The following is a 24,112-nucleotide window of genomic DNA, read 5'->3' on the forward strand; positions in this document are numbered from 1 at the left end:
CTCTGAGGTCTATGTAAGCGGGTCTTGGCCCGCTCACAAGCGCTTACTCTGCCGCAGCGGCTTTTGTGACCGTCAGTGAACCGCCCGCTTTTTCGACTGCCTCAACGGCAGCTTTCGAAGCACCAGTTACTTCCAGGGTCACCTTGGCGCTGATTTCGCCTTTGGCCAGAACGCGGATACCGTCCAGTTTACGGCGAACCAGACCGGATGCAACCAGTGCCTCCTCGGTGATCGCGGCTTTGGCGTCCAGCTTACCGGCGTCGACGAATTTCTGGATCAGGCCCAGGTTGATAACGGCAAACGCCTTGCGGTTCGGCTTGTTAAAGCCGCGCTTGGGCAGGCGTTGGTACAGCGGCATCTGGCCACCTTCGTAGCCATTGATGGCCACACCCGAACGGGATTTCTGACCTTTGATACCACGGCCACCCATTTTACCTTTACCGGAACCGGGACCACGGCCGACGCGGGTCCGTTTCGGTGTGGCGCCTGGGTTGTCGCGCAATTCATTCAGTTTCATTTCGCTTCTCCTTCGCCGGAAATGACCCCGAAGCGTGATGGGTCAAACACGGCATTTCTTGGTTTTGATTCTTGCGGCGCAGTACGCCACCGGAGCCCGATACAGCTTTGTGGCTGAGGATGCAAGTTTTGAAGTGAACAACACCCAAACTGTCTAACCTTCAGCATTTTGGATTGGCGCGTCCAGTGGATTAATCCGGTGTTTGGCCAGAAGCTTACCCACCAGGCTATCTGGATCTGGCAGGCCATTATACCTGTTCCTCAGGATCGAACGCATCCGGCGACCATAAAAGTGAATGGAAACTGTGTCCTCGTGGAAGAACCTGGATAAATCGGCGTTTGGGCGTGCCAAAGCGCGCCGTCTGGTAAAGTTCACCGGATAGAACACATGCTCAGGCAGAACAAATTGGTGTTCGCCGGTTTGCCGTAAAGCCGAGGCAAAGGCTGACGGACCCCATGCGCCCCAATATTGCGCGGGCACATTGATCGGATCACCTGCATCCTGTGCCGCACGAAGGGGTTCCTGATATCGTTTGGGCAGCCATGGCGGAATCCGATATGGGTCCGTTGTATATTCGATGAGCAGAGCCAGCGCCGGGCTGTCTGACGGAATGCCCAATACGCCGATCGCAACCTCTCCTTCGAGCATTCCGTAAAAATGCCCGGTCTCCGTTGTGAATGGACGCATGCAATAGGCGTCCGTATCCGCCCATATCAAATCGGGCTCCTGCGCCAACATGCGGTATCGGAACTTATCCGAATGCGGCGCCGGGCTACCAGTACGGCTATGCGCAATGAATTCTGTGCCGGGCATCACATCGCGCGCATCGCGGGTATCCACACCTTCAGGTATCCCTGAGACATTCCCATAGGTGTAGAGGCGAACGGATTGACCGGCATCCAGATAGGATTTGATGCAGAGCTGCTCGAGAAAGCACAGCGGGCCATCCACCCACAACATGCCGATCTGGTAGTCTCGCACTGTGTCAGCCTCGTCATCGCGTTATTGGGACATAGCCTCCTCTAATAATTCTCATGGAAAATTTCCAAACGATCCACAATGCAGAGTGAGCAATTTCACCGTGCCTGTGCCTTTCAAGCACGCAGAATCAAAAGAGGCGCCAAATGGCGCCTCGGTGTTGTTCATCCTGCCAGGTTCTCAGCAGTAGACGTGCTTATGCGCAATATCACTTATATCGCACCGGCGGATACCAATGTCGTTCAGTTCACGATCAGTCAGGTTCTGAAGCTCTGAATAGGTGCGGCCGAATTCGGCGCGCAGGGCATAGGCCTCTTTCACGCGTGCGATCAGAGTTGTGATGCGGACGGTCAGACCAAAGCCTTCGCGGGAAAAAGTTGCTGTGTTTGCCATTTCTATATTCCTTTCTAAACCGGAGCGTATTCTCCAGATTTCGTTTGCGTTCCTATTTGGGACAAAGCTCAAATAAGAACGCCAGATAACGCTAACAACAGAAGATTCGGTCTGGCCGGTATGCATTGGGGGAATGGCAGTGAAAACACTGTTTAGACATCCCACTACAGGCTTTCGTTGAAATAGACCCGTGGATTTCTCGGCTAAAGATAAGATTTATCAAATTTATATATATTAATATCTTTTTTCTTTTACGGACCCATATTTTCACTATTCTATCACGTATCCGTGAACTATCGGGCTATTTCGGCCTGTTTTACCATTTTCGCCTCGCACGTTTAGGGCGTCCTCGACTTCATGAATGAGGATACTCCATGCCTTTGGTTTCAAGCGTTATTAGAAGGTTGCGCTGGATTCAGCGCCGTCCTTCCTTGAAGCAATCGGCAAACCTGTTGCGCAACATTCGGGGCTATCTTCTTCACTCTCAACAAGCCGCCCCGCTGCCGTCTTTGGTGAAAATTGATATTTCGCCGCTGTGCTCACTAGCCTGTCCACATTGCGTCCATGCGAATCCGGCAGGTCGTGACCGACCCTTGCTCAGCGATCAGAAGTTCGGGAAACAGGACAAACTCAGCATTCAGCAGTACCGGCATATCATTGACCAGATCAAAGATCGCGCGCTTGGTGTAAGCCTGTTCTACTATGGCGATCCTCTGGCACACCCGGACCTCACCGACATGATCCGGGCCACGACCGCAGCCGGTTTGGAAAGCCATATTACCACCCATTTCAGCTATCGGCTAAAAGCCGAGCGGATTCATGACCTGGTCGATGCCGGGCTTAGCCATATCACAATCTCAGTTGATGGCGCGACGCAGGAAAGCTTTCAGGTTACCCGAGTTCGCGGACGCCTGGATTTCGTTCTGAACAACCTGCGACTACTGGCTGGCTATAAAAAGAGGAAGGGTCTGAAATCTCCGTTCATAGAAATACAGCATATCTCTTTCCCCCATCACGCCGAGGATGAACTGGTTCAGGTGAAGGCCATCGTAGACGAGATTGGTATCGACGCCTTTACCACGTTTGAAGGGCTACGGTTCGATGCAAATGGAGATCTGTACAACGTCGTAGACGACGATCCCGATCGGATTGAAAATGGCCCGCCCCTGTCATCATCCCTCACCCCAAGGTGCCATTGGCCCCACAGCAGCACGGTCATTCGCTTTGATGGCGATGTGATTCCCTGCTGTCTCTGGCGATCCGGCCGCCAATATGTTTCCGACAAGAACCGTGATCCGCATGTGTTGGGAAATGTTTTCGACGAACCACTTGAAACCATCTGGAACAACGAAAAATACAAAGCTCTGCGCCGGCAGGTCTGGAACCCGCGTGCTCATTCCAAACGCGAAGCAGCAGCCAGTTTTTGCGATGGATGCCCCAGGCTGTACGAAAAACCAGGCAGAGAACCTTCGTTGCGCCATGAAGTCGACATTGAGTTTGCAGAAAAAAAGGCGCTCGGGTCATAGCCGAGTTTGCGCCGAGGCACTGAACAGCACCATAAGACGAGCCGGAAAAAAACGACCGACTAAACAAGAAAACGCCCCCGATCAGATCGGAGGCGTTCTTAAGTCTTCAAAGAACTCGCGATTAGCCGCGTTCTTCGATGATCTCTACCAGATGCGGGATCTTGTTGACCATGCCGCGGACCGAAGGAGTATCCTCCAGCTCACGGGTTTTGTGCATCTTGTTCAAGCCCAGACCGATCAGGGTCGCGCGCTGTTCGGCGGGGCGGCGGATCGGGGAACCGATCTGCTTGACGACGATGGTTTTTGCCATGGGTCGCTCTCCTTATGCTTCTGCTTCAGCAGCAACAGGCGCTTCGTCCCGCTTGGGCAGGATGTCAGCAACTTTCTTGCCGCGACGCTGTGCAACCGAACGCGGGCTCTGCTCTTTTTGCAGGCCGTTGATGGTGGCGCGGATCATGTTGTACGGGTTCTGCGAGCCCAACGACTTGGACACAACGTCCTTGACGCCCAGCATTTCGAACACAGCACGCATCGGACCACCGGCGATGATACCAGTACCTTCAGGTGCCGAGCGCATAACCACTTTACCGGCGCCGTGACGGCCTTCGATATCGTGGTGCAGGGTCCGACCTTCGCGCAGCTGCACGCGGATCATCTGACGCTTGGCTTGTTCAGTCGCCTTACGGATGGCCTCGGGTACTTCTTTTGCTTTACCCTTGCCAAAGCCGACGCGGCCCTTCTGATCGCCGACAACCACCAGAGCGGCGAAGCCAAAGCGCTTACCACCTTTTACGGTTTTCGACACGCGGTTGATCGCGACCAGACGGTCTGCGAATTCCGGAGTTTCGTCGCGGTCGCGGCCACGGCCCCGACGGTTTTCACGTTCTGCCATTTGGCATCCCTTTTCTCATGTGGCGCATTACGGCGCCGTTGTTTCAATCCAAGTGAGCCTCGACTATTGCCGAGGCCCCCGGATCATCGGGGCAGCTGAGGCGCTGCCCGCAAGTCTTAGATCTTCAGACCACCTTCACGCGCAGCGTCGGCGACAGCCTTCACTTTGCCGTGGAACAGGAAGCCGCCACGATCGAAATAAGCCTCTTCGACGCCTGCCTTCTTGGCACGCTCGGCGATGGCTGCGCCCACTTTCGTAGCCGCTTCGACGTTGTTTGTGCCAACTACACCCAGATCTTTTTCCAGGGTCGAGGCCGAGGCCAGGGTCACACCACGAACGTCGTCGATCAGCTGAGCGCTGATGTTCTTGTTCGAACGGTGAACCGACAGGCGCACACGACCTGCATTGACCTTGCGAAGTTTGTTCCGAACGCGCAGGCGGCGCTTCAGAAACAGGGTTCTTTTGCTGTTTGCCATTGTTTGCGTCCTTACTTCTTCTTGCCTTCTTTGCGGAAGATGAATTCGCCCTTATAGCGGATACCCTTGCCTTTATACGGCTCGGGACGGCGCCATTCGCGGATTTTCGCCGCGACTTCGCCCACCTGCTGCTGGTCGTTACCTTCCACAATGATCACGGTCTGCTTCGGTGCGGTGATGGTGACACCATCCGGAGCAACGAAATCAACGTCGTGGCTGTAGCCCAGGTTCAGTTTCAGGGTGTTCCCCTGCATCTGAGCCCGGTAACCAACACCCTGGATCTCCAGCTCTTTTTTGAAGCCTTCGGTCACACCGGTTACCAGATTGGCAACCATGGTGCGGCTCATGCCCCATTGCTGGCGGGCACGTTTGGACATGCCACGCGGGTTGATTTGAACCACATTGTCTTCGACCGACAGCGTAACGTCATCAGTCGCAGTGAAGCTACGGGCACCTTTCGGGCCTTTGACTTCGATGGTCTGGCCGGAAACCGAGGCGGTTACACCGCTGGGCAGTTCGACCGGACGTTTACCAATACGAGACATTGACAGACCTCCTTAGAAGACGGTGCAGAGCACTTCGCCGCCAACATTGTTGGAGCGTGCATTCTGGTCCGACATCACACCTTTCGGAGTGCTGACAATCGACACACCCAGACCCTGACGGACCTGCGGGATGTCATTGACGCCCATGTATACGCGACGACCGGGCTTGGAGACCCGCTTCAACTCGCGAATGACAGGGGTGCCTTCGTAGTATTTCAGGCTGATTTCGATGGCCGGATGACCGTTTTCACCGGTCATCTTTTCGTAGCCACGGATGTAACCTTCGTCCGCCAGCACGTCCAGAACCCAGGCGCGCAGTTTCGACGCCGGAGTGTTTACAGTGGACTTGCCGCGCATTTGCGCGTTGCGGATACGGGTGAGCATATCGCCGATAGGATCGTTCATATCTATGTCTCCCTTACCAGCTCGATTTCACCATGCCGGGGATCTGACCTGCAGAACCCAGCTCGCGCAGCATGATACGGCTGACCTTCAGCTTACGATAGTAAGCATGAGGACGACCTGTCAGCTGACAGCGGTTGTGAAGACGAGTTGCCGAGCTGTTGCGCGGCAGTTTCGCCAGTTTCAGACGCGCTTTGAAACGCTCTTCCATCGGCTTGCTCTCGTCATTCGCGATTTCTTTCAGCTCGGCACGCTTTGCGGCATATTTGGCCACCAGGCGTTCGCGCTTCTTCTCGCGTTCGATCATTGCTTTTTTAGCCATGTCTCAATCCTCCCGGCGCTTAAGCGTTGAACGGCATGTTGAACGCTTTCAACAGGCTTTTCGCTTCAGCGTCGGTTTTCGCTGTGGTGGCAATTACGATATCCAGGCCCCAGACCTCGTCGACCTTGTCGAAGTCGATTTCCGGGAACACGATGTGCTCTTTCATGCCCATGGCAAAGTTGCCACGACCATCGAAAGAAGGCTTAACACCGCGGAAGTCACGAACGCGCGGCAGCGCGATGGTGATCAGACGATCCAGGAATTCATACATCCGGTCACCGCGCAGGGTAACTTTCGCACCCAGCGGCATGTCTTCACGGACGCGGAAACCCGCGATCGACTTCTTCGCCAGTGTTGCAACAGCCTTTTGGCCTGCAATCGCGGTCAGATCTTCAACAGCGGCTTTCGCCTTCTTCGAGTCTCTGACGGCCTCTGCACCACAACCGATGTTCAGAACGATCTTTTCCAGCTTGGGCAGCTGCATATCGCTCTTGTAACCGAACTCTTCTTTCAGAGCGGCACGGATGGTTTCAGCGTACTGAGCTTTCAGACGCGGGGTGTAGGTTGCGGTATCAAGCATCGATCACGTCCCCCGTGGTCTTGGCAAAACGAACTTTCTTGTCACCTTCCATGCGGAAGCCAACGCGGGTTGCTTTACCGTTTTTGTCCAGCAGAGCCAGGTTCGACAGCTCAATCGGGTTTGCCTGAGGCAGGCGACCACCTTGCGAGGTCTGTGACTGGCGGGTGTGGCGAATGGCGATGTTCACGCCATCAACAACGGCTTTACCGGCTTTCGGGTCGACCGAGGTGATAGTTCCCTCTTTGCCCTTGTCCTTGCCAGCCAGCACGACGACCTTGTCGCCTTTGCGGAGTTTAGCAGCCATGATTACAGCACCTCCGGAGCAAGCGAGATGATTTTCATGAAGTTTTTCGCGCGCAGTTCACGAACAACAGGGCCAAAGATACGGGTACCTACGGGCTCGTTGTTGTTGTTCAGAATGACGGCGGCGTTGCGATCGAAACGGATCGCGGTGCCGTCTTCGCGACGGACTTCTTTGGCGGTGCGTACGACGACGGCCTTACGGACGTCACCTTTCTTTACGCGGCCGCGTGGGATGGCTTCCTTCACCGAGACGACAATGATGTCGCCTACAGAGGCGTATTTACGCTTGGAACCACCCAGGACCTTGATGCACTGAACTCGGCGTGCGCCGGAGTTGTCAGCGACATCCAGATTGGTCTGCATCTGGATCATGTGGTTTCTCCCGACCTGTGGGGGCTGGTCTTGTTAGATCCCCCAGGGTTTCGACAAATGGGAAAATCCCGGAGGCTTACGCTTCCAGAACTTCCCAACGTTTCGTCTTCGATTTCGGCGCGCATTCGATGATGCGAACTGTATCGCCGACCTTGAAGGCGTTCTTTTCATCGTGAGCCCGGTATTTCTTGGACTTACGGATGGTTTTCTTCAGAACCGGATGCGTAAAGCGGCGCTCGACGGATACGGTTACAGTCTGTGCGTTGGCATCGCTGGTTACGGTGCCGGACAGGATACGCTTAGGCATAGGATTACTCCTCCGATGCCGCAGCAGCGGCCTTTTCGTTCAGGATGGTTTTAACGCGGGCGGCGTTGCGGCGGGCCGCTTTGATGCCAGCGGTGCTTTCCATCTGACCGGTTGCCTGTTGAAAGCGCAGGTTAAAGCTTTCTTTCTTCAGGTTGGCCAGTTCCTCGCGGAGCTGGTCAGGGGTCTTGTCACGCAGTTCTTGGGCGTTCATCGCCTTTTCCTTTGCTCAAAACACCAGAAGGCCCCTAAGCAGGGTCACCTTTGACCTGGTGGATGAATGATAGACATACGAATCCCCCGACTCGGCCGGGGGAACGCAAGATGCCGCTCTATAGGGGGTTCAGGGGTGGGTGGCAAGGGAAACTTTGGGAAGACACAAGCAGCTACTCTAAGCACGCTATTCCTTGCTTACTTAACTAAGCCCAAATGTCGTGCGATGGTGGCGCCGTCGTAATAGTCTCTTCCCTCAACAACCATGCCACCTTTCACCCGCATCACCGAGCAATAACGCACTTCGTATCGCTTTCCGGTCGGTTCGAATTCACCAAGGCTTGAATGCAGCACACCTGTATGAGTGCCGGTGTTGTGGAACTCGACGATAGCCCATTCACCGCAATCGCTGACGATCACATTGTCAACGATGCATTCTCCATCTGGGAATGCCAGTCGCCAGCGCTCGTAGTCCTCTTTGTATGCTAACTTGCCAAGTTGTTTTTCTTCACGAGCAACATCCTCAAACTGGCAATCTTCGGCAATTACCTCGGCTCCGCGATCAGGATCGCGCATACCCCAACTCTCGTGGAATTGGCGAACCACTCGTTCAGCTTCTTTCACAGCAAACACCCCCCATGATCCAAAGAGCATACAAGATTCTATATGAGCTGGCTCCAGATTTTCTCAGATTGTGTTACTGACCATTCCAATCGAAGGTGTGTGGCAACTCAGTCAAAAATCTAGCTAGGTCTAAATTGAAACGAAAAAACGCGGCCTCGTTTGCACGAGACCGCGTCTTCAACTGTCTAAGTCTAAGTGACTTACGCCAGAGCGATGTTCACAGCCGACTCACGACCGTCACGGCCGGGTTCGATGTCGAACGTTACTTTCTGGTCGTCGGCCAGGCCGGTCAGACCCGAGCGCTCGACAGCAGAGATGTGCACAAACACGTCTTTGCCACCGGTCTCCGGTGCGATGAAGCCAAATCCTTTAGTTGTGTTGAACCATTTTACGGTGCCATTGGCCATATCCGTAGTCTCCTATTAAATTGCTGTCCGCGGAATTGCGACAGCGCGGCGTTGTCGGTCTGGATCGAAAGACTGAACGCCGATATTCGGGAGACAGTGGTCGAAAAAGAAAAACGTAAGCGCCCTCCACATCGTTTATCTGACGACACAATGCAAGAACTTTTCACACATTCCTTTGAATCAGAGTCCCTTAAACAACCGTGCTAGTCCCATTTATAGTTAAAGCTGACGGAAATCCGCTCATCCTCGGCCATGTTCATCGGCACCTCGTGGCGCAACCAGCTCTCCCATAGCAAAACATCGCCAACCTGAGGCTTCACATAGATGAAAGGCTGCAGGTCTCGACGGCCCCCTTTCATACGCGTGGGCGCTGCCATCATGCGGCCCGAGCGCGGGTCTTCAAGCTTCAGCGCGCTAGCACCTTCGGGCATCGAAACATATGTCGTGCCCGAGATCACGCTATGTGGGTGCAGGTGGCTGGAGTGCATTCCGCCCTCGGGCAAAATGTTGATCCAAAGGTCTTCAAGCTTTAGTTCACCCTCACCCAGATCAAACTCCAGATCCTTAGCAAAAGCTGCAACGTGCTGGTCCAGCAACTTAACCAGATCGGCAAAGATCGGGAACCGCCAGGGCAGATCGGTCAGCGAGGCATAGCTGGTGTAGCCGGGATAGCCGTTTTCTTCGCACCATTCCTGCCCGGCCTCATCATCCTCGGCAATGACAAGACAGGAGCTTTCCAGTTCCTCCGGGTCGATCTTGGGATCAAACTCGGACAAAGCTGCGCGATAGAGGCGGGTGACAAAAAGTGATTCAATCTGTGCCATGGGCCTGTCTTAAACCAGCCTCTCGATGAAGGCGATGGGTGTTTTGCGAGGCTGTCGCGGGGGCAGCGCCATCAAACCAAAAACCCCCGCCGGTTTCCCGACGGGGGTCAATCTTGTCGCGAGCGGGGTCGCCCCCGGGTCGCTTACCAGTCTTCGCGAACCACGACGCGAGTCTTGATCGGCAGCTTCATCGCAGCCAGGCGCAGGGCCTCGCGGGCGATGTCGTCATTGACGCCGTCGATTTCGAACATCACGCGGCCAGGCTTGACTTTGCATGCCCAGCGGTCGACCGAACCTTTACCTTTACCCATACGAACTTCGATCGGCTTAGCCGTAACCGGAGTGTCGGGGAAGATGCGGATCCAGACACGACCCTGACGCTTCATGTGACGCGTCATGGCACGACGTGCAGCTTCGATCTGGCGTGCAGTTACACGCTCAGGCTCAAGAGCTTTCAGTCCATAGGTGCCAAAGTTCAGATCAGAGCCGCCCTTGGCTTCACCCTTGATCCGGCCTTTGTGCATCTTGCGGAATTTAGTACGCTTTGGTTGAAGCATATCTTTCCCTCCTTAGCGACGACCGCCACCAGCACCACGAGGTGCAGGGCCGTCCTGGAGTTCCTGTGCTTTACGGTCACGTGCCTGCGGATCGTGCTCCATGATCTCACCTTTGAAGATCCAGACCTTGATCCCGATGATCCCATAAGGAGTCATCGCTTCGGCTTGTGCGTAATCGATGTCGGCGCGCAGCGTGTGCAGAGGCACACGGCCTTCGCGGTACCACTCGGTCCGTGCGATTTCGGCGCCACCCAGACGGCCAGCGACGTTCACCCGGATACCCAGAGAGCCCATACGCATGGCGTTCTGAACAGACCGCTTCATCGCGCGACGGAACGAAACCCGGCGCTCCAGCTGCTGAGCGATAGACTCGGCAACCAGCTGTGCGTCAAGCTCGGGCTTGCGCACTTCGACAATGTTCAGGTGCAATTCGCTGTCTGTCATCAGGGCGATTTTCTTGCGCAGAACTTCAATGTCCGCGCCTTTCTTGCCGATGATGACACCCGGACGTGCAGTGTGGATCGTAACGCGGCACTTCTTGTGCGGACGTTCGATGATCACACGGGCGATGCCGGCTTGCTTGCACTCTTTGTTGATGAACTCACGGATCTTCAGATCTTCCAGCAGAAGATCACCGTAGTCCTTGGTGTCGGCGTACCAGCGGCTGTCCCAGGTGCGGTTCACCTGCAGGCGCATGCCGATCGGATTTACTTTATGACCCATTAGGCTTGCTCCTCAACTTGACGCACCTTGATGGTGATCTCCGAGAACGGCTTCATGATCTTGCCGAAACGGCCACGGGCCCGAGGGCGACCGCGTTTCATGACCAGGTTCTTGCCAACCCATGCTTCGGCAACGATCAGCTCGTCGACGTCCAGGTTGTGGTTGTTCTCAGCGTTGGCGATTGCGGACTGCAGGCACTTTTTGACGTCCTGCGCGACACGCTTGTTCGAGAAAGTCAGGTCGGTCAGAGCCTTCTCAACTTTCTTGCCGCGGATCATCTGCGCAACCAGGTTCAGTTTCTGCGGGCTGGTACGGAGCATGCGCGTTTTTGCCATTGCTTCGTTTTCAGCCACGCGGCGGGGGTTCTTTTCCTTGCCCATGACTTACTTCCGCTTCGCTTTTTTGTCAGCGGCGTGACCGTAATAGGTGCGAGTCGGCGAATACTCACCGAACTTCTGACCGATCATGTCTTCCGAGACGTTGACGGGGATATGCTTCTGGCCGTTGTACACACCAAAGGTCAGACCCACGAACTGGGGCAGAATGGTGGAACGACGCGACCAGATTTTGATAACTTCGTTGCGGCCCGACTCGCGCGCTGCTTCGGCTTTTTTCAGCACGTAAGCATCGACGAAAGGACCCTTCCAAACAGAGCGAGACATGGATTAACGTCCCTTCTTCTTGGCGTGCCGCGAGCGGATGATCAGCTTCTGGGACGCTTTGTTTTTGTTGCGAGTACGCTTACCCTTGGTGTCCTTACCCCAAGGCGTAACCGGTGTACGGCCACCCGAGGTACGACCTTCACCACCACCGTGCGGGTGATCGATCGGGTTCATTGCGACACCACGAACCGACGGACGCACGCCTTTGTGGCGCATACGACCGGCTTTACCGAGGTTCTGGTTGCTGTTGTCGGGGTTGGACACGGCACCAACGGTGGCCATGCATTCCTGACGAACCATGCGCAGCTCGCCCGAGCTCAGACGGATCTGAGCATAACCGCCATCGCGGCCTACGAATTGCGCGTAAGTACCGGCCGCACGTGCGATCTGACCACCCTTGCCGGGCTTCATCTCGATGTTGTGGACGATGGTACCAATAGGCATACCCGAGAACGGCATTGCGTTGCCCGGCTTGATGTCGGCCTTGGCCGAAGCCACAACCTTGTCACCAATAGCCAGACGCTGCGGAGCCAGGATATATGCCTGCTCGCCGTCTTCGTATTTTACCAGTGCGATAAACGCGGTCCGGTTCGGGTCATATTCGATCCGCTCGACGGTTGCCGCGACATCAAATTTATTCCGTTTGAAGTCAACGATCCGGTAGAGACGCTTTGCGCCACCGCCGCGGCGGCGTGAAGTGATCCGTCCGGTATTGTTCCGGCCGCCCGATTTGGTCAAACCCTCAGTGAGAGACTTGACCGGACGTCCTTTCCAAAGCTCCGAACGGTCGATCAGCACCAGCCCGCGCTGGCCCGGCGTCGTCGGCTTGTACGACTTGAGTGCCATGCTTTCTGTCTTCCGTTTAGCAAGTGCAGGGATTTCCCCGCTATGTGATAGGCCCCCGTAGGTGCCAAGGGTATAGGGCCCCGAAGGTCCCCGGTTACAAATATCAGAAGCCCCGGAACGAATCCGAGGCCGCAAGATTGGGTGCATATAGCCGTGTTGGGGGTGGGTGTCTAGTGGGGGGCGCTGGATTTTCGCGTCCCACCAAGGTTCGCTTGTTGGGGTGTGCGAAGCATTAAAACACTCCACTACAAGTTTTGGGTGGGATACTTTCGGATAATGCCAAAATAACTGCTTTACCCAACTCCAACTCAATTCTCCTGGTGACCCTGCGCTTTCAACTCTCGCACAATGCGGAATCCGACCCACGGTCCCCAATAGTCTTCTGGTTGGCCTACACGCCGAGCTGGGCGAGCCAATTCTACAGATCCTCCGTACGAGCCCCCCTTACCAACGCGCTTACAGCCAAGCGGTCGAATCGAAGCAGCGAGGTATCGACCCGAAGTGGCAAAAACGAGATGCCCTTCGCTCCAACACGATCTTGTCGTTTCAGATACGTTTCCAGACATATGACGCAGCCCCCAAGAATTTGCAGCATCCAACTCATCCACTGCAACAGGCCGTTTTTCGTTCCCGGGGTCTCTTCTCCACACCTTCCTGCCATCTTCGATTTCTCGCCAATAGACAGAAAAGTTGGCTTGTTCCCGTGTCAGTGAATCACCTTGTGCAAAGATTGTTTTTGCTCCTGCCCGGGCAGCGTATTCCCATTCTACTTCGGTAGGGAGTCGGTAGACCTTGGCACCTACCTTGTCATTTAGCCATGCTAAGTAGTCTTGCATTTCGGTGTAGGTGACAGCGGTGATCGGGCTGCGTGGATGGTCTTGGTAGGGGCCGTTTCTAAGTCGAAAGCGTATACGTGCGTCGGCCTCATCTACGCACCTTCTCTCGGCGACGCAAGCGGACCACTCCTCTCGAGTAACTTCGGTAAGACCCATTGCAATCGGAACATCAATTGTAACGTCGTGTTTTGGGGTCTCGCTGACGAATGTGTCATAGGGGTCTGGGACTTCATCGGGATCAATGTTTAGACCAATCTTGAAACGACGATGCGCTTCCCTCGCCTCTTTTTCAGTTGATCCGAACGAAAAATACCCCTTAGGCAAAACAACCATTGATGGACATGCTTCGCACTCCTGAAACGCATCAAAATCTGAAACCACTTGGCTTTTGGAGATGAAATAGCTCTCATCCGCGAAAGTCGGCGAAACATGAAAGAGCGCGATGAAACCCACCTGCAAAAGGAAAAGTCTGAAGAGGCACATACTGCCCAACCCCTATCAATTCTTCTAAGGACGCTCAGCTCGAGAGTTTAAGCGGCCTTATGGTTTGATCGAATAGCCGTTGCACCCGAATAAGCCGAGATTGGACCGTATCCCCTCCCCAATAATCCGCTTTCACTGGAGCCTTTTTCTCTTTTCAATGACGGTTCGATACGAGACCACTGGACACGTCGATGGCGTTACCCTCTTCTAGGGTCACTTATGCTTTCTTAACGTCTTTCCGCCCACACAACCGGCCTCGCAAGATCACTTCTTGTCGCGCGCGGCCTTCTCTTCTTTGGTCAGCTTGGCGTTCCAGACATTCTTGCTCAAACCCAGCTCAGCGGGCGCGGGTTTGGTTTTGCCAATGCTGACTTTGCCTCCTTTATCCAGGAACTCCTGAATAAGGGCCTCATCTGTAGTTTCTTTGGGGACATGTTTCATAAGAGCGACCGTATCCGCATCACACGCCGGGGGCAACGACCGGATTTCCGGCTAACGTTCACACCCTCTGAACAAGCCCGTCACCCATACAGCGCGCGCGCTTCGGCAAAGGACAGCAGGCGACGGTTCTTCTCATCCCACAGGTGCAGCCGCGCGTTGGCGAGGCTCTCGCGGATGGTCATCCGGTTGCTGTTGGCCAATTCGTCATGATCCCGCAGCACTTCGGTCAGGCGATAGAACGGGATGCGACTGTACAGATGGTGTACGTGGTGGATGCCGATATTGGCCGTGAACCACTGCAATACGGATGGCAGGATGTAATGCGAACTTCCGTGCAGGGCGGCCTCGTGCAGTTGCCAGTCCTGATCAGGGTCCCATTGCGTCTCTTCGAATTGGTGTTGGACATAGAACAACCAGACGCCAGCCGTTGCAGCGATCAGGGTCGAAGGCAGGAAAATCAGCAGCACCGGCATCAGGCCACCAAAATAGTAGATGGCCCCCAGTGCGGCCAGAATGGCCAGGTTCGTCGCCATCGCGCTGACCCAGAATTTCGGAATACCGGTCAAGCCAAGCGGGAGGCGGTTTTGAAACAGGAACAGATAGCCGGGCCCAAAGCCAAACAGGGTGATCGGGTGGCGATAGAGCCGGTAAAATAACCGGTTCAAGGGCGTCAGCGCCCGGTATTCGGCCACCGTCAGCGTATGGATGTCTCCCATCCCGCGCTTATCCAGATTGCCAGATGAGTTGTGATGCGAGGAATGTGTGCGCCGCCAAACATCGTAAGGCGTCAACGTCAGCACCCCGAGCCCCCGACCGACCCAGTCACTGACCGTCCGGTTCGTAAAAAATGCCCCGTGACCGCAATCATGCTGAATGGCAAACAGGCGCAGCAGAAAGGCCGCGTTCAGAACCGAGATCGCAAGCGCTAGCCAATAGCTCACCGACAAAGACATCCAAGCCAAGGCCCAAAGCGCTATGAAGGGAACACAGGTAACCCCCAGCTCGAACCAGCTACGCGGTTGGCTTGGCTCCCGATATTTGGCCAGCGTCGACACCCAGTCCCGCGCGACAGTCACATCCGGGTTGTCCCGGGTCGAGAGAGTGGATTGGGTCATGCGCCTGCCATATCGTTTGTTTGTTCCATACCGGATAGACGACCCCACCGGCATAGCAATCATTTTCTGTTCGAGACGCTGGGAATGGCGCTCAACTTTTGGTGTCACTACCTAAAGAAAAACCCCCGCTTTCGCGGGGGTCTTAATGGTTTGTCCAAAGACAGGCCCGATCAAAGACCGGTGGAAATGTCGATGGTGTTACCCTCTTCAAGGGTCACATATGCTTTTTTGACGTCTTTCCGCTTGCCCAACTGGCCGCGGAACCGCTTGACCTTACCTTTGGTCACAGAGGTGTTCACCGCTTTGACCTTCACACCAAACAGTGCCTCAACGGCCTCTTTGATCTGTGGCTTGTTGCTGTCAATCGCAACCTCAAAGACAACCGCGCCATTTTCGGACGCCATGGTCGACTTTTCGGTGATGATCGGCTTGCGGATCACGTCGTAGTGTTCTGCCTTCGCGCTCATTTCAGTCGAGCCTCCAGTGCTTCGACAGCCGCTTTGGTGAGCACCAGAGTGTCACGCTTGAGGATGTCATAAACGTTTGCACCCATCGACGGCAGGATATCCAGACCTTCGATGTTGCGCGACGCCTTCAGGAACCCTTCGTTCACGGTCGCCCCGTCGATGACCAGAGCGCGTTTCCAACCCAGGTTTGCAACCTGCTTGGCCAGAGCGGCGGTCTTGCCTTCGGCTTCGGCGTTCTCGATCACGACCAGTTCACCAGCTGCCATTTTGGCAGACAGCGCGTGGCGCAGACCAAGTTTACGGAACTTTTTCGGCAGGTCATGACCATGCGAACGCACGACCGGACCTTTGTAAACGCCACCACCCCGGAAGATCGGTGCCGAACGGGCGCCGTGGCGTGCGCCACCGGTGCCTTTTTGGCGATAGATCTTCTTGGTCGAGTAGGACACTTCCGAGCGAGTCTTGACCTTGTGGGTGCCAGCCTGCGCGTTGTTACGCTGCCAACGGACCACACGGTGCAGGATGTCCGCGCGCGGCTCCAGGCCGAACAGGTCTGCATCCAGCTCGATGTTGCCGGCTTTGCCGCCGTCCAGTTTGATTACATCAAGTTTCATGCTTCACCACCTTCCGCGGGAACTTCTTCCGCAGGTGCTTCGGTTGCAGCCGATTTCACAGCAGCCGGGAAAGGCAGGCCTTCCGGTGCTTTCTTCTTGACGGCGTCCTTGACGGTAACCCAACCGGATTTCGGTCCGGGAACGGCGCCTTTGATGAAGACCAGACCACGGTCGGCGTCGGTTTTGACGACTTCCAGGTTCTGGGTGGTTACACGGGCAGCTCCCATGTGACCGGCCATCTTTTTGCCTTTGAAAACCTTGCCCGGATCCTGACACTGGCCAGTTGAACCGTGCGAACGGTGGCTGATAGAAACACCGTGCGAGGCGCGAAGACCACCGAAGTTCCAGCGCTTCATTGCACCGGCAAAGCCTTTACCAATCGAAGTACCCGAAACGTCAACTTTCTGACCTTCCAGGAAATGCTCTGCCGAAATCTCGGCACCTACTTCGATCAGGCCATCTTCGGAGACGCGGAACTCGACCAGCTTACGCTTGGGTTCAACCTTGGCAGCGGCATAGTGACCGCGCATGGCTTTCGAGGTGCGTTTTGCCTTGGCAGCACCGGCACCCAGCTGAACAGCAGTATAGCCGTCCTTCTCGTCCGTGCGCTGTGCAACAACCTGCAGGTTGTCCAGGTGAAGAACGGTCACAGGGATCTGCTTGCCGTCTTCCATGAACAGGCGGGTCATGCCGACTTTTTTTGCGATAATACCAGAGCGCATAATCTATACCCTCCGATCTTACGACTGCAGCTTGATCTCGACGTCCACACCAGCAGCGAGGTCGAGCTTCATCAGCGCGTCAACGGTCTGGGGGGTCGGATCAACGATGTCGAGCAGACGCTTGTGCGTACGGATCTCGAATTGGTCGCGGGATTTCTTGTCAACGTGAGGACCACGGAGAACCGTGAACTTCTCGATCTTGTTCGGCAGCGGGATCGGGCCGCGCACATTCGCGCCGGTCCGCTTGGCAGTGTTGACGATCTCTTGCGTGCTGGCATCCAGAACGCGATAGTCAAATGCCTTCAGCCGAATACGGATATTTTGGCTTTGCATAATAACAGCCTTTTATCAGGCGTTGAGGTTGAGAGGAGGACAAGCGCGCATCGCCAACCCTCATCGAACCCAAAAGGCGGGAATCACCCCGCCTTGATGTTCTTATAGAGAACTCGCGCGATCTACAGGGGTGTGAGGGGTTTGGCAAGGGGGGAAGTTCAAACAAGTCGAATGCGCTCACCTAGCTCATACCCTATGCGTAGATTTTCTGAATTTGGGTGTCGTGACAAGATCAACTCAATCTAAAATGGTCCACCAGATTCCTGTACTGAATGCTTAGGGATTTTCTTGGACAGACACAAAAAGCCAAAGCAAGATAATTGCCCCAAACGGGTTGATAAACAGTGCTGCCACTTGCCAAAGTAATCGATTTTGTCCGCGCCGCTCTGCCATATCCCCCACTAGCGCAAACAGTTGCCAGATCGCCCAGAGCAAAAAGGCCAAAAACAAGAGGATGAATATTGCTTCCATCGTGTGTCTTCACTCTGCCCTTGTTCGTAACGTTCGATATGTCATCAGTGCAACTGAGGCGATACATGTTTCTAACTTCAAATTGTTTGAGGCTTGCACGACCTCTTTCAGATTTGTGGGCGCAGAGTAACCTCATCTCGATCCGAACCTCTGGAAAGGCCGTCCTTTGAGGAGCGGCCACTTTCACGGATAGCGAAAAGCGGGGCGTCTCCCAGCGCGATAGACTCAACGCCTTCGCGGACAACACAACTCGCGTTGCATGCGGAAAGATGCCCTTAGACTATGTCTTGGCTACCCGTGCCGCCATACGAGACAGTCTGGTATCCTGATAGTCGAACACTGAGCTTTCGAATGGGGCAAAAATGGCATCGCAATCGGTCGCTTCTGCAGACGGTGGCCTGACGAATTCGTGTAGCTCAAACCCGTGATCTGCCATCGCGGCGACAAAATCGCTGAACCTATAACCGCCGTGATACCGGCGCCGTACAGAGACTTCAGCCAATACAAAGGTGCATTTTTTCAGCATCTCCGATGCACCTTTAATAACCTCGATTTCAAAACCTTCCGTGTCGATTTTCAATCCGAAAGGTTCCTTGTAGGAAGACGCAATCTCATCCAGTGTTTTTACCGGGACTTGTCGCTCTTCAACTTGCGAGGTGTGCTGGATTGCCGCTTCGTCAAACTCCTGCATCGTTGCCCGTGTGCCGAGCCAACGATCGCCAACTGTTGGAATTCGAAGAGTCGTCTGTCCGCTTTCGGCACCAACTCCGCAAGCATGGAAATCAAAATCGATCTTGTCGCCCCAGTTTTTCCGTACCTTGGTTTCGTAATCCGAAATGGGCTCAACCAACACAAACTTGGCTGCAGGGAAAGCTTCGTACAAATGCTCGGTTCCCGAGGCCACCCCGACATCGAATACTGTCTCGACCTCAAAACCCAGATTACCGATATAGGCACCCGTCTCCTTCATTGGCGAAACCTGATATCCTCGCCGCTTCAGGCGTTTGGACAGTCGTTCTACGGTTTCGTCCATGTCGAAGTATCCTTCTTGCGGTTTCGCCCGATGCAATCCACTGAAACCAACTAGAGAGCACTTCAACGGCAAAAGCGCAATCTGGTATACTGTGTCGCTGGCAAGCTAGCCTAGGCGCGGCGAAATGCTATCGACCCGGGCCGTCCCCGACCAGTTCAACTTTTCTGAAAGTTACTCAAGCGGTTTCCGTTTGCCATGCGGGGCATCTTATGACCATGAACGCGTGCATCAAACAGGAAACAGCGAGATCACTCCAATGATAGAACGCATCGAAACCGGCGAGAGATCGTCCAAAATCGTTAAACATAATGGTGTGGCCTATTTGACCGGGCAAGTCGCCGAAGGTGATACCATTCAGGAACAGGTGCGTATTTGCCTTGGGAAAATTGACGACCTTCTAGAGCGCGCAGGTTCATCACGGGAAAAGATGCTGCGTGTGACCATCTGGCTGGCCGATATGAAGGACTTTGCTGGTTTGAACGAGGTCTGGAATGCTTGGGTTCCTGCAGGATACGCACCTGCGAGGGCGTGTGGCGAAGCAAAACTGGCGCGGCCCGAACTGAAGGTGGAATTCATAGTGGACGCCGCATACGACTAAAGCATGCTGCTTCTTTAGGAATTCCCCGTCTTGAATTACCAAATTCAAACAGAAAAAGCCCGCCTCGGTTTGGGGCGGGCTTTTTTGTTTCGACGGTTAGGTCTGAGACTATTCGGCGAACGATCCCATCACCGCCTCCGATCACTCAACACTCTTTGGTGTACGACATGGGCGCGTCGCGGGCTTGTCGAGATCAAACGAGAAAGGGCGCCGGATGGGCGCCCTTTCCATTTGATCATTCGCTTGCGCGAATTACTCGACGATTTTCGACACAACGCCGGCGCCGACGGTGCGGCCGCCTTCGCGGATGGCGAAACGCAGGCCGTTTTCCATCGCGATCGGTGCGATCAGCTCAACCTCGAACGACACGTTGTCGCCGGGCATAACCATCTCGGTGCCAGCTGCCAGGGTCACGGTGCCGGTCACGTCAGTTGTACGGAAGTAGAACTGCGGACGGTAGTTCGCGAAGAACGGCGTGTGACGGCCACCCTCTTCCTTGGTCAGGATATAGGCTTCGGCTTCGAACTTGGTGTGCGGTGTAACCGAACCCGGCTTACACAGAACCTGGCCACGCTCAACGCCTTCACGGTCGATACCACGCAGCAGCGCGCCGATGTTGTCGCCCGCTTCTCCACGATCCAGCAGCTTGCGGAACATTTCAACACCAGTACAGGTGGTTTTCTTGGTGTCGCGGATGCCGACGATTTCGATCTCGTCGCCAACATTGATCACGCCACGCTCAACACGACCGGTCACAACTGTACCACGGCCCGAGATCGAGAACACGTCTTCGACCGGCATCAGGAACGGCTGGTCAACAGCGCGCTCAGGCGTCGGGATGTACTCGTCCACGGCAGCCATCAGCTTGCGGATCGATTCTTCGCCGATTTCCGGGTTGTTGCCTTCCATCGCGGCCAGTGCCGAACCGGCAATGATCGGAATGTCGTCGCCAGGGTAATCATACGAGCTCAGCAGCTCGCGGATTTCCATTTCAACCAGCTCCAGCAGCTCTTCGTCGTCAACCTGGTCAACTTTGTTCATGAACACGACCATGGTCGGGATGCCAACCTGGCGGCCCAGCAGAATGTGCTCGCGGGTCTGAGGCATCGGGCCGTCAGCCGCGTTCACAACCAGGATCGCGCCGTCCATTTGCGCCGCACCAGTGATCATGTTCTTGACGTAGTCGGCGTGGCCGGGGCAGTCAACGTGGGCGTAGTGACGCGCGTCGGTCTCGTATTCCACGTGGGCCGTCGAGATGGTGATGCCGCGGGCCTTCTCTTCCGGCGCGCCGTCAATCTGGTCATACGCTTTGAAGTCACCAAAATACTTGGTGATCGCTGCGGTCAGCGTCGTCTTGCCGTGGTCAACGTGCCCAATCGTGCCAATGTTGACGTGCGGCTTATTACGCTCAAACTTTTCCTTTGCCATGATGGCCTCCTTTATCGGTAATGAAGGGAGCCCGCTAATCGAGCTCCCTCAAATTTTCGCTTATGCGTATTTCGCCTGGATCTCGTCCGAGATGTTCTGCGGAACCGGATCGTAGTGGTCGAACTGCATGGTGAACTGGGCACGGCCAGACGACATCGAACGCAAGGTGTTGATGTAGCCGAACATGTTGGCCAGCGGCACAAACGCGTCAATCGCGATGGCGTTGCCACGGTTTTCCTGCCCGGAAACCTGTCCCCGACGCGATGTCAGGTCACCAATGATGCCACCGGTATATTCTTCCGGTGTGATCACTTCGACCTTCATGATCGGTTCAAGCAGTTTCGCACCCGCTTTGCGCATGCCTTCGCGCATACCCATACGAGCGGCGATTTCAAAGGCCAGAACCGAAGAGTCCACATCGTGGAATTTACCTTCGATCAGGGCAACCTTGAAGTCGATCACAGGGAAGCCAGCCAGCGGGCCGCTATCCATGACGGATCTGATGCCTTTTTCAACGCCCGGGATGTATTCCTTGGGCACCGAACCACCAACAACACGAGATTCGAACGAATAACCTTCGCCCGGCTCTGTTGGGGTGATGATCATCTTCACCTCGGCGAACTGACCCGAACCACCCGACTGTTTCTTGTGGGTGTAAACGATCTCGGCTTCGTGACCGATGGTTTCGCGATAGGCCACCTGCGGCGCACCAATATTCGCTTCAACCTTGAATTCACGCTTGAGACGGTCAATCAGGATGTCCAGGTGAAGTTCGCCCATGCCCTTCATGATGGTCTGACCCGATTCCAGATCAGTTTCCACACGGAAGGACGGGTCTTCGGCGGCCAAACGGCCCAGACCCTGGCTCATTTTTTCCTGGTCAGCCTTGGTTTTCGGCTCAACCGCGATCTCGATCACCGGATCGGGGAAGGTCATGGTTTCCAGAACCACCGGATCGCCGGTCGAACACAGAGTGTCGCCCGTGGTGGTGTCTTTCAGACCTGCCAGCGCAATGATGTCGCCCGCGAACGCTTCGGTGATTTCCTCACGTTCGTTCGAGTGCATCATCATCATCCGGCCGATACGCTCTTTCTTACCCTTGGTCGAGTTCAGAAGCGTGTCGCCCTTGGACAGAGTGCCCGAGTAGATGCGGGTAAAGGTCAGCGAGCCAACAAAGGGGTCGTTCATGATTTTGAACGCCAGACCCGAGAACGCCATATCATCATCCGCACGGCGGGCGATGTTACGGGTTTCTTCTTCGTCACCAGGTTTGAAGCCCATGTAATCGACAACGTCCAGCGGGCTGGGCAGATAGTCGATCACAGCGTTCAGCAGCGGCTGAACACCTTTGTTTTTGAACGCCGAACCACCCAGAACCGGAACAAACGCGATTTCCAGAGTACCTTTGCGCAGCAGGGCGCGCAGGGTTGGAACGTCGGGCTCATTGCCTTCCAGGTATTCCATCATCGCGTCGTCGTCCATTTCGACGGCCGCTTCGACCATTTTACCGCGCCATTCGTCAGCCATGTCCTTCAGGCTGTCGCGGATCGGTGCTTTGACCCAGCTTGCGCCCAGGTCTTCGCCCTGCCACAGCCATTCTTCCATGGTGACCAGGTCGATCAGGCCTTCCAACTCGGTCTCTGCGCCGATCGGAATACCAACCGGAACAGCGCGTGCGCCGGTACGGTCTTCGATCATTGCAACGCAGTTGAAGAAGTCCGCGCCGATCTTGTCCATCTTGTTGACGAACACCATCCGCGGAACCTTGTAGCGGTCAGCCTGACGCCACACGGTTTCGGTCTGAGGTTCAACACCGGCGTTTGCGTCAAGAACGCAGACGGCACCGTCGAGAACCGCCAGCGAGCGTTCAACTTCGATGGTGAAGTCAACGTGGCCGGGGGTGTCGATGATGTTCAGGCGGTGCTTGGGCGAGTCAGCAGTTACGCCGTCTTCGGTGCGTTCCCAGAAAGTGGTCGTCGCAGCCGAGGTGATGGTGATGCCACGTTCCTGCTCCTGCTCCATCCAGTCCATGGTGGCTGCACCGTCGTGCACCTCACCGATGTTGTGGGATTTGCCGGTGTAGTACAGGATGCGTTCCGAGCAGGTCGTTTTACCCGCATCAATATGCGCCATGATACCGAAGTTACGGTAATGGTTGAGTGTATATTCGCGTGCCATTTCAATAAGCCTCTGGAATTACCAACGGTAGTGGCTGAAGGCTTTGTTCGCCTCGGCCATCTTGTGGGTGTCTTCACGCTTCTTAACGGCGGTACCGCGGGACTGTACGGCGTCCAGCAGTTCGCCGGCGAGGCGTTCTTCCATGGTGTTTTCGTTACGGCCACGCGCAGCAGTGATCAGCCAGCGGATGGCCAGTGCTTCGCGGCGCTCAGGGCGCACTTCGACCGGAACCTGATAAGTTGCACCACCAACCCGGCGCGAGCGAACCTCGACCGACGGTTTGATGTTGTCGAGTGCTTCGTGGAACACTTCGACAGGCGCGCGCTTGATCTTGCCTTCAACGCGGTCAAATGCGTTGTAGACGATGCGCTCTGCAACCGACTTTTTACCGTCGATCATCAGGTTGTTCATGAATTTTGTCAGTACCTTGTCGCCAAATTTGGCGTCAGGCAGGACTTCGCGTTTTTCGGCGGCGTGACGACGTGACATATCAGCCTCTCCTTCTTATTTGGGACGCTTCGCGCCGTATTTCGAACGACGTTGCTTACGGTCTTTGACGCCTTGGGTATCCAAAACACCACGCAGAATGTGGTAACGGACACCGGGAAGGTCTTTTACACGGCCGCCACGGATCAGAACAACCGAGTGTTCCTGCAGGTTGTGGCTTTCACCGGGGATGTACGAGATGACCTCGAACCCGTTTGTCAGGCGCACTTTGGCAACCTTACGCATCGCCGAGTTCGGCTTTTTCGGTGTGGTTGTGTAAACACGTGTGCAGACGCCGCGTTTCTGCGGGCACTGCTCCAGGTGCATGGACTTCGAGCGTTTTACTTTCGGCTGCCGCGGCTTGCGGATCAGCTGTTGGATCGTTGGCATTCCGGTTATATCCCCGTTTTGCAACACACATGACATGCACGCGTGATGCGT

General features: G+C 55.3%; 37 protein-coding genes. 2 read left to right on the plus strand and 35 right to left on the minus strand.

What is annotated here, in order from left to right; genetic code table 11:
- Positions 1 to 43 precede the first annotated feature (43 nt).
- The 3 genes from rplO to AC2FHW_RS08985 form a co-directional block, all read right to left on the minus strand.
- Positions 44 to 517: a 50S ribosomal protein L15 gene (gene rplO, locus AC2FHW_RS08975; protein ID WP_496678990.1), complete on the minus strand. Its 474-nt coding sequence runs from the start codon at positions 515 to 517 to the stop codon at positions 44 to 46.
- Positions 518 to 670: 153 nt separating this feature from the next.
- Positions 671 to 1,498: a hypothetical protein gene (locus tag AC2FHW_RS08980; RefSeq protein ID WP_496814440.1), complete on the minus strand. Its 828-nt coding sequence runs from the start codon at positions 1,496 to 1,498 to the stop codon at positions 671 to 673.
- A gap of 177 nt (positions 1,499 to 1,675) precedes the next feature.
- Complete coding sequence (locus AC2FHW_RS08985; protein ID WP_496821813.1) at positions 1,676 to 1,888, minus strand: DUF1127 domain-containing protein; 213 nt, start codon at positions 1,886 to 1,888, stop codon at positions 1,676 to 1,678.
- A gap of 512 nt (positions 1,889 to 2,400) precedes the next feature.
- On the opposite strand from AC2FHW_RS08985, the gene AC2FHW_RS08990 reads away from it, so the two are divergent.
- A complete protein-coding gene (locus AC2FHW_RS08990) occupies positions 2,401 to 3,414 on the plus strand; it encodes a radical SAM/SPASM domain-containing protein (protein ID WP_271951983.1) in 1,014 nt (337 codons plus the stop codon).
- 121 nt (positions 3,415 to 3,535) lie between these two features.
- Here the strand turns inward: AC2FHW_RS08990 and rpmD are convergent, their stop codons facing one another.
- The 28 genes from rpmD to AC2FHW_RS09130 form a co-directional block, all read right to left on the minus strand.
- A complete protein-coding gene (gene rpmD / locus AC2FHW_RS08995; protein ID WP_008757946.1) occupies positions 3,536 to 3,724 on the minus strand; it encodes a 50S ribosomal protein L30 in 189 nt (62 codons plus the stop codon).
- Between the two features lie 12 nt (positions 3,725 to 3,736).
- Positions 3,737 to 4,306 carry a 30S ribosomal protein S5 gene (gene rpsE / locus AC2FHW_RS09000; protein WP_142639778.1) on the minus strand — a complete coding sequence of 190 codons (570 nt, stop codon included), beginning with the start codon at positions 4,304 to 4,306 and terminating at the stop codon, positions 3,737 to 3,739.
- 116 nt (positions 4,307 to 4,422) lie between these two features.
- Positions 4,423 to 4,782, minus strand: coding sequence for a 50S ribosomal protein L18 (gene rplR / locus AC2FHW_RS09005; protein ID WP_142639780.1), 360 nt, complete (start codon positions 4,780 to 4,782; stop codon positions 4,423 to 4,425).
- Positions 4,783 to 4,793: 11 nt separating this feature from the next.
- Positions 4,794 to 5,327 (minus strand): 50S ribosomal protein L6, encoded by a 534-nt coding sequence (rplF, locus tag AC2FHW_RS09010; protein WP_271951980.1) that lies wholly within the window; start codon positions 5,325 to 5,327, stop codon positions 4,794 to 4,796.
- A gap of 12 nt (positions 5,328 to 5,339) precedes the next feature.
- Entirely contained in the window at positions 5,340 to 5,732 is a 393-nt protein-coding gene (gene rpsH / locus AC2FHW_RS09015) for a 30S ribosomal protein S8 (protein ID WP_142639782.1), read from the minus strand.
- A 13-nt stretch (positions 5,733 to 5,745) separates the two neighbouring features.
- Complete coding sequence (gene rpsN, locus AC2FHW_RS09020) at positions 5,746 to 6,051, minus strand: 30S ribosomal protein S14 (protein WP_142639784.1); 306 nt, start codon at positions 6,049 to 6,051, stop codon at positions 5,746 to 5,748.
- A 19-nt stretch (positions 6,052 to 6,070) separates the two neighbouring features.
- Positions 6,071 to 6,631, minus strand: a complete 561-nt coding sequence (gene rplE, locus AC2FHW_RS09025; protein WP_142639786.1) for a 50S ribosomal protein L5 — start codon at positions 6,629 to 6,631, stop codon at positions 6,071 to 6,073.
- Entirely contained in the window at positions 6,624 to 6,935 is a 312-nt protein-coding gene (gene rplX, locus AC2FHW_RS09030; RefSeq protein WP_142639787.1) for a 50S ribosomal protein L24, read from the minus strand. Before rplX ends, rplE begins: the two co-directional genes overlap by 8 nt.
- A gap of 2 nt (positions 6,936 to 6,937) precedes the next feature.
- Positions 6,938 to 7,306 (minus strand): 50S ribosomal protein L14, encoded by a 369-nt coding sequence (gene rplN / locus AC2FHW_RS09035; RefSeq protein ID WP_005621870.1) that lies wholly within the window; start codon positions 7,304 to 7,306, stop codon positions 6,938 to 6,940.
- 76 nt (positions 7,307 to 7,382) lie between these two features.
- Positions 7,383 to 7,613, minus strand: coding sequence for a 30S ribosomal protein S17 (rpsQ, locus tag AC2FHW_RS09040; RefSeq protein ID WP_037311742.1), 231 nt, complete (start codon positions 7,611 to 7,613; stop codon positions 7,383 to 7,385).
- Between the two features lie 4 nt (positions 7,614 to 7,617).
- Positions 7,618 to 7,824: a 50S ribosomal protein L29 gene (rpmC, locus tag AC2FHW_RS09045; protein WP_074736205.1), complete on the minus strand. Its 207-nt coding sequence runs from the start codon at positions 7,822 to 7,824 to the stop codon at positions 7,618 to 7,620.
- 197 nt (positions 7,825 to 8,021) lie between these two features.
- Positions 8,022 to 8,447 carry an ester cyclase gene (locus AC2FHW_RS09050; protein WP_496821815.1) on the minus strand — a complete coding sequence of 142 codons (426 nt, stop codon included), beginning with the start codon at positions 8,445 to 8,447 and terminating at the stop codon, positions 8,022 to 8,024.
- A 200-nt stretch (positions 8,448 to 8,647) separates the two neighbouring features.
- Positions 8,648 to 8,854, minus strand: a complete 207-nt coding sequence (locus AC2FHW_RS09055) for a cold-shock protein (protein WP_010437077.1) — start codon at positions 8,852 to 8,854, stop codon at positions 8,648 to 8,650.
- A gap of 203 nt (positions 8,855 to 9,057) precedes the next feature.
- Positions 9,058 to 9,678 carry a 2OG-Fe(II) oxygenase family protein gene (locus AC2FHW_RS09060; RefSeq protein WP_496690421.1) on the minus strand — a complete coding sequence of 207 codons (621 nt, stop codon included), beginning with the start codon at positions 9,676 to 9,678 and terminating at the stop codon, positions 9,058 to 9,060.
- 143 nt (positions 9,679 to 9,821) lie between these two features.
- Positions 9,822 to 10,235 carry a 50S ribosomal protein L16 gene (gene rplP, locus AC2FHW_RS09065; RefSeq protein WP_085823145.1) on the minus strand — a complete coding sequence of 138 codons (414 nt, stop codon included), beginning with the start codon at positions 10,233 to 10,235 and terminating at the stop codon, positions 9,822 to 9,824.
- A gap of 12 nt (positions 10,236 to 10,247) precedes the next feature.
- Positions 10,248 to 10,958, minus strand: coding sequence for a 30S ribosomal protein S3 (gene rpsC / locus AC2FHW_RS09070; RefSeq protein WP_037311761.1), 711 nt, complete (start codon positions 10,956 to 10,958; stop codon positions 10,248 to 10,250).
- Positions 10,958 to 11,338: a 50S ribosomal protein L22 gene (gene rplV / locus AC2FHW_RS09075; protein WP_039538267.1), complete on the minus strand. Its 381-nt coding sequence runs from the start codon at positions 11,336 to 11,338 to the stop codon at positions 10,958 to 10,960. The genes rpsC and rplV overlap by 1 nt, the downstream gene beginning before the upstream one ends.
- A 3-nt stretch (positions 11,339 to 11,341) precedes the next feature.
- On the minus strand, positions 11,342 to 11,620 hold the full coding sequence (gene rpsS, locus AC2FHW_RS09080) for a 30S ribosomal protein S19 (RefSeq protein ID WP_005980699.1): 279 nt from the start codon (positions 11,618 to 11,620) through the stop codon (positions 11,342 to 11,344).
- A gap of 3 nt (positions 11,621 to 11,623) precedes the next feature.
- Positions 11,624 to 12,466: a 50S ribosomal protein L2 gene (gene rplB, locus AC2FHW_RS09085; RefSeq protein WP_271951974.1), complete on the minus strand. Its 843-nt coding sequence runs from the start codon at positions 12,464 to 12,466 to the stop codon at positions 11,624 to 11,626.
- 308 nt (positions 12,467 to 12,774) lie between these two features.
- Positions 12,775 to 13,785 carry a formylglycine-generating enzyme family protein gene (locus tag AC2FHW_RS09090; protein ID WP_496709000.1) on the minus strand — a complete coding sequence of 337 codons (1,011 nt, stop codon included), beginning with the start codon at positions 13,783 to 13,785 and terminating at the stop codon, positions 12,775 to 12,777.
- Positions 13,786 to 14,049: 264 nt separating this feature from the next.
- Positions 14,050 to 14,226, minus strand: coding sequence for a hypothetical protein (locus tag AC2FHW_RS09095; protein WP_176797675.1), 177 nt, complete (start codon positions 14,224 to 14,226; stop codon positions 14,050 to 14,052).
- Positions 14,227 to 14,306: 80 nt separating this feature from the next.
- Positions 14,307 to 15,341 (minus strand): fatty acid desaturase, encoded by a 1,035-nt coding sequence (locus AC2FHW_RS09100; RefSeq protein WP_496691897.1) that lies wholly within the window; start codon positions 15,339 to 15,341, stop codon positions 14,307 to 14,309.
- Positions 15,342 to 15,511: 170 nt separating this feature from the next.
- Positions 15,512 to 15,808: a 50S ribosomal protein L23 gene (locus AC2FHW_RS09105; RefSeq protein ID WP_142639794.1), complete on the minus strand. Its 297-nt coding sequence runs from the start codon at positions 15,806 to 15,808 to the stop codon at positions 15,512 to 15,514.
- Positions 15,805 to 16,422, minus strand: a complete 618-nt coding sequence (gene rplD / locus AC2FHW_RS09110) for a 50S ribosomal protein L4 (RefSeq protein ID WP_050605826.1) — start codon at positions 16,420 to 16,422, stop codon at positions 15,805 to 15,807. Before rplD ends, AC2FHW_RS09105 begins: the two co-directional genes overlap by 4 nt.
- On the minus strand, positions 16,419 to 17,144 hold the full coding sequence (rplC, locus tag AC2FHW_RS09115; protein ID WP_271951966.1) for a 50S ribosomal protein L3: 726 nt from the start codon (positions 17,142 to 17,144) through the stop codon (positions 16,419 to 16,421). Before rplC ends, rplD begins: the two co-directional genes overlap by 4 nt.
- Before the next feature lie 18 nt (positions 17,145 to 17,162).
- On the minus strand, positions 17,163 to 17,477 hold the full coding sequence (gene rpsJ / locus AC2FHW_RS09120) for a 30S ribosomal protein S10 (protein ID WP_008756422.1): 315 nt from the start codon (positions 17,475 to 17,477) through the stop codon (positions 17,163 to 17,165).
- Between the two features lie 276 nt (positions 17,478 to 17,753).
- Positions 17,754 to 17,948 (minus strand): hypothetical protein, encoded by a 195-nt coding sequence (locus AC2FHW_RS09125; RefSeq protein WP_282022291.1) that lies wholly within the window; start codon positions 17,946 to 17,948, stop codon positions 17,754 to 17,756.
- 280 nt (positions 17,949 to 18,228) lie between these two features.
- Positions 18,229 to 18,981 (minus strand): FkbM family methyltransferase, encoded by a 753-nt coding sequence (locus tag AC2FHW_RS09130; RefSeq protein ID WP_271951961.1) that lies wholly within the window; start codon positions 18,979 to 18,981, stop codon positions 18,229 to 18,231.
- 256 nt (positions 18,982 to 19,237) lie between these two features.
- Here AC2FHW_RS09130 and AC2FHW_RS09135 point away from each other — a divergent pair, with 256 nt between their 5' ends.
- Positions 19,238 to 19,579, plus strand: a complete 342-nt coding sequence (locus AC2FHW_RS09135; protein WP_142639802.1) for a RidA family protein — start codon at positions 19,238 to 19,240, stop codon at positions 19,577 to 19,579.
- A 252-nt stretch (positions 19,580 to 19,831) separates the two neighbouring features.
- Here AC2FHW_RS09135 and tuf read toward each other — a convergent pair whose 3' ends face one another.
- The 4 genes from tuf to rpsL are packed head-to-tail and all read right to left on the minus strand — an operon-like array spanning position 19,832 to position 24,061.
- On the minus strand, positions 19,832 to 21,007 hold the full coding sequence (gene tuf, locus AC2FHW_RS09140; RefSeq protein WP_142640426.1) for an elongation factor Tu: 1,176 nt from the start codon (positions 21,005 to 21,007) through the stop codon (positions 19,832 to 19,834).
- A gap of 60 nt (positions 21,008 to 21,067) precedes the next feature.
- Entirely contained in the window at positions 21,068 to 23,185 is a 2,118-nt protein-coding gene (gene fusA, locus AC2FHW_RS09145) for an elongation factor G (protein WP_142636902.1), read from the minus strand.
- Positions 23,186 to 23,203: 18 nt separating this feature from the next.
- On the minus strand, positions 23,204 to 23,674 hold the full coding sequence (rpsG, locus tag AC2FHW_RS09150; protein WP_008756926.1) for a 30S ribosomal protein S7: 471 nt from the start codon (positions 23,672 to 23,674) through the stop codon (positions 23,204 to 23,206).
- 15 nt (positions 23,675 to 23,689) lie between these two features.
- On the minus strand, positions 23,690 to 24,061 hold the full coding sequence (gene rpsL / locus AC2FHW_RS09155) for a 30S ribosomal protein S12 (RefSeq protein ID WP_005621086.1): 372 nt from the start codon (positions 24,059 to 24,061) through the stop codon (positions 23,690 to 23,692).
- Between the last annotated feature and the right edge of the window lie 51 nt (positions 24,062 to 24,112).

This window comes from Ruegeria sp. YTSA108, assembly GCF_059610185.1.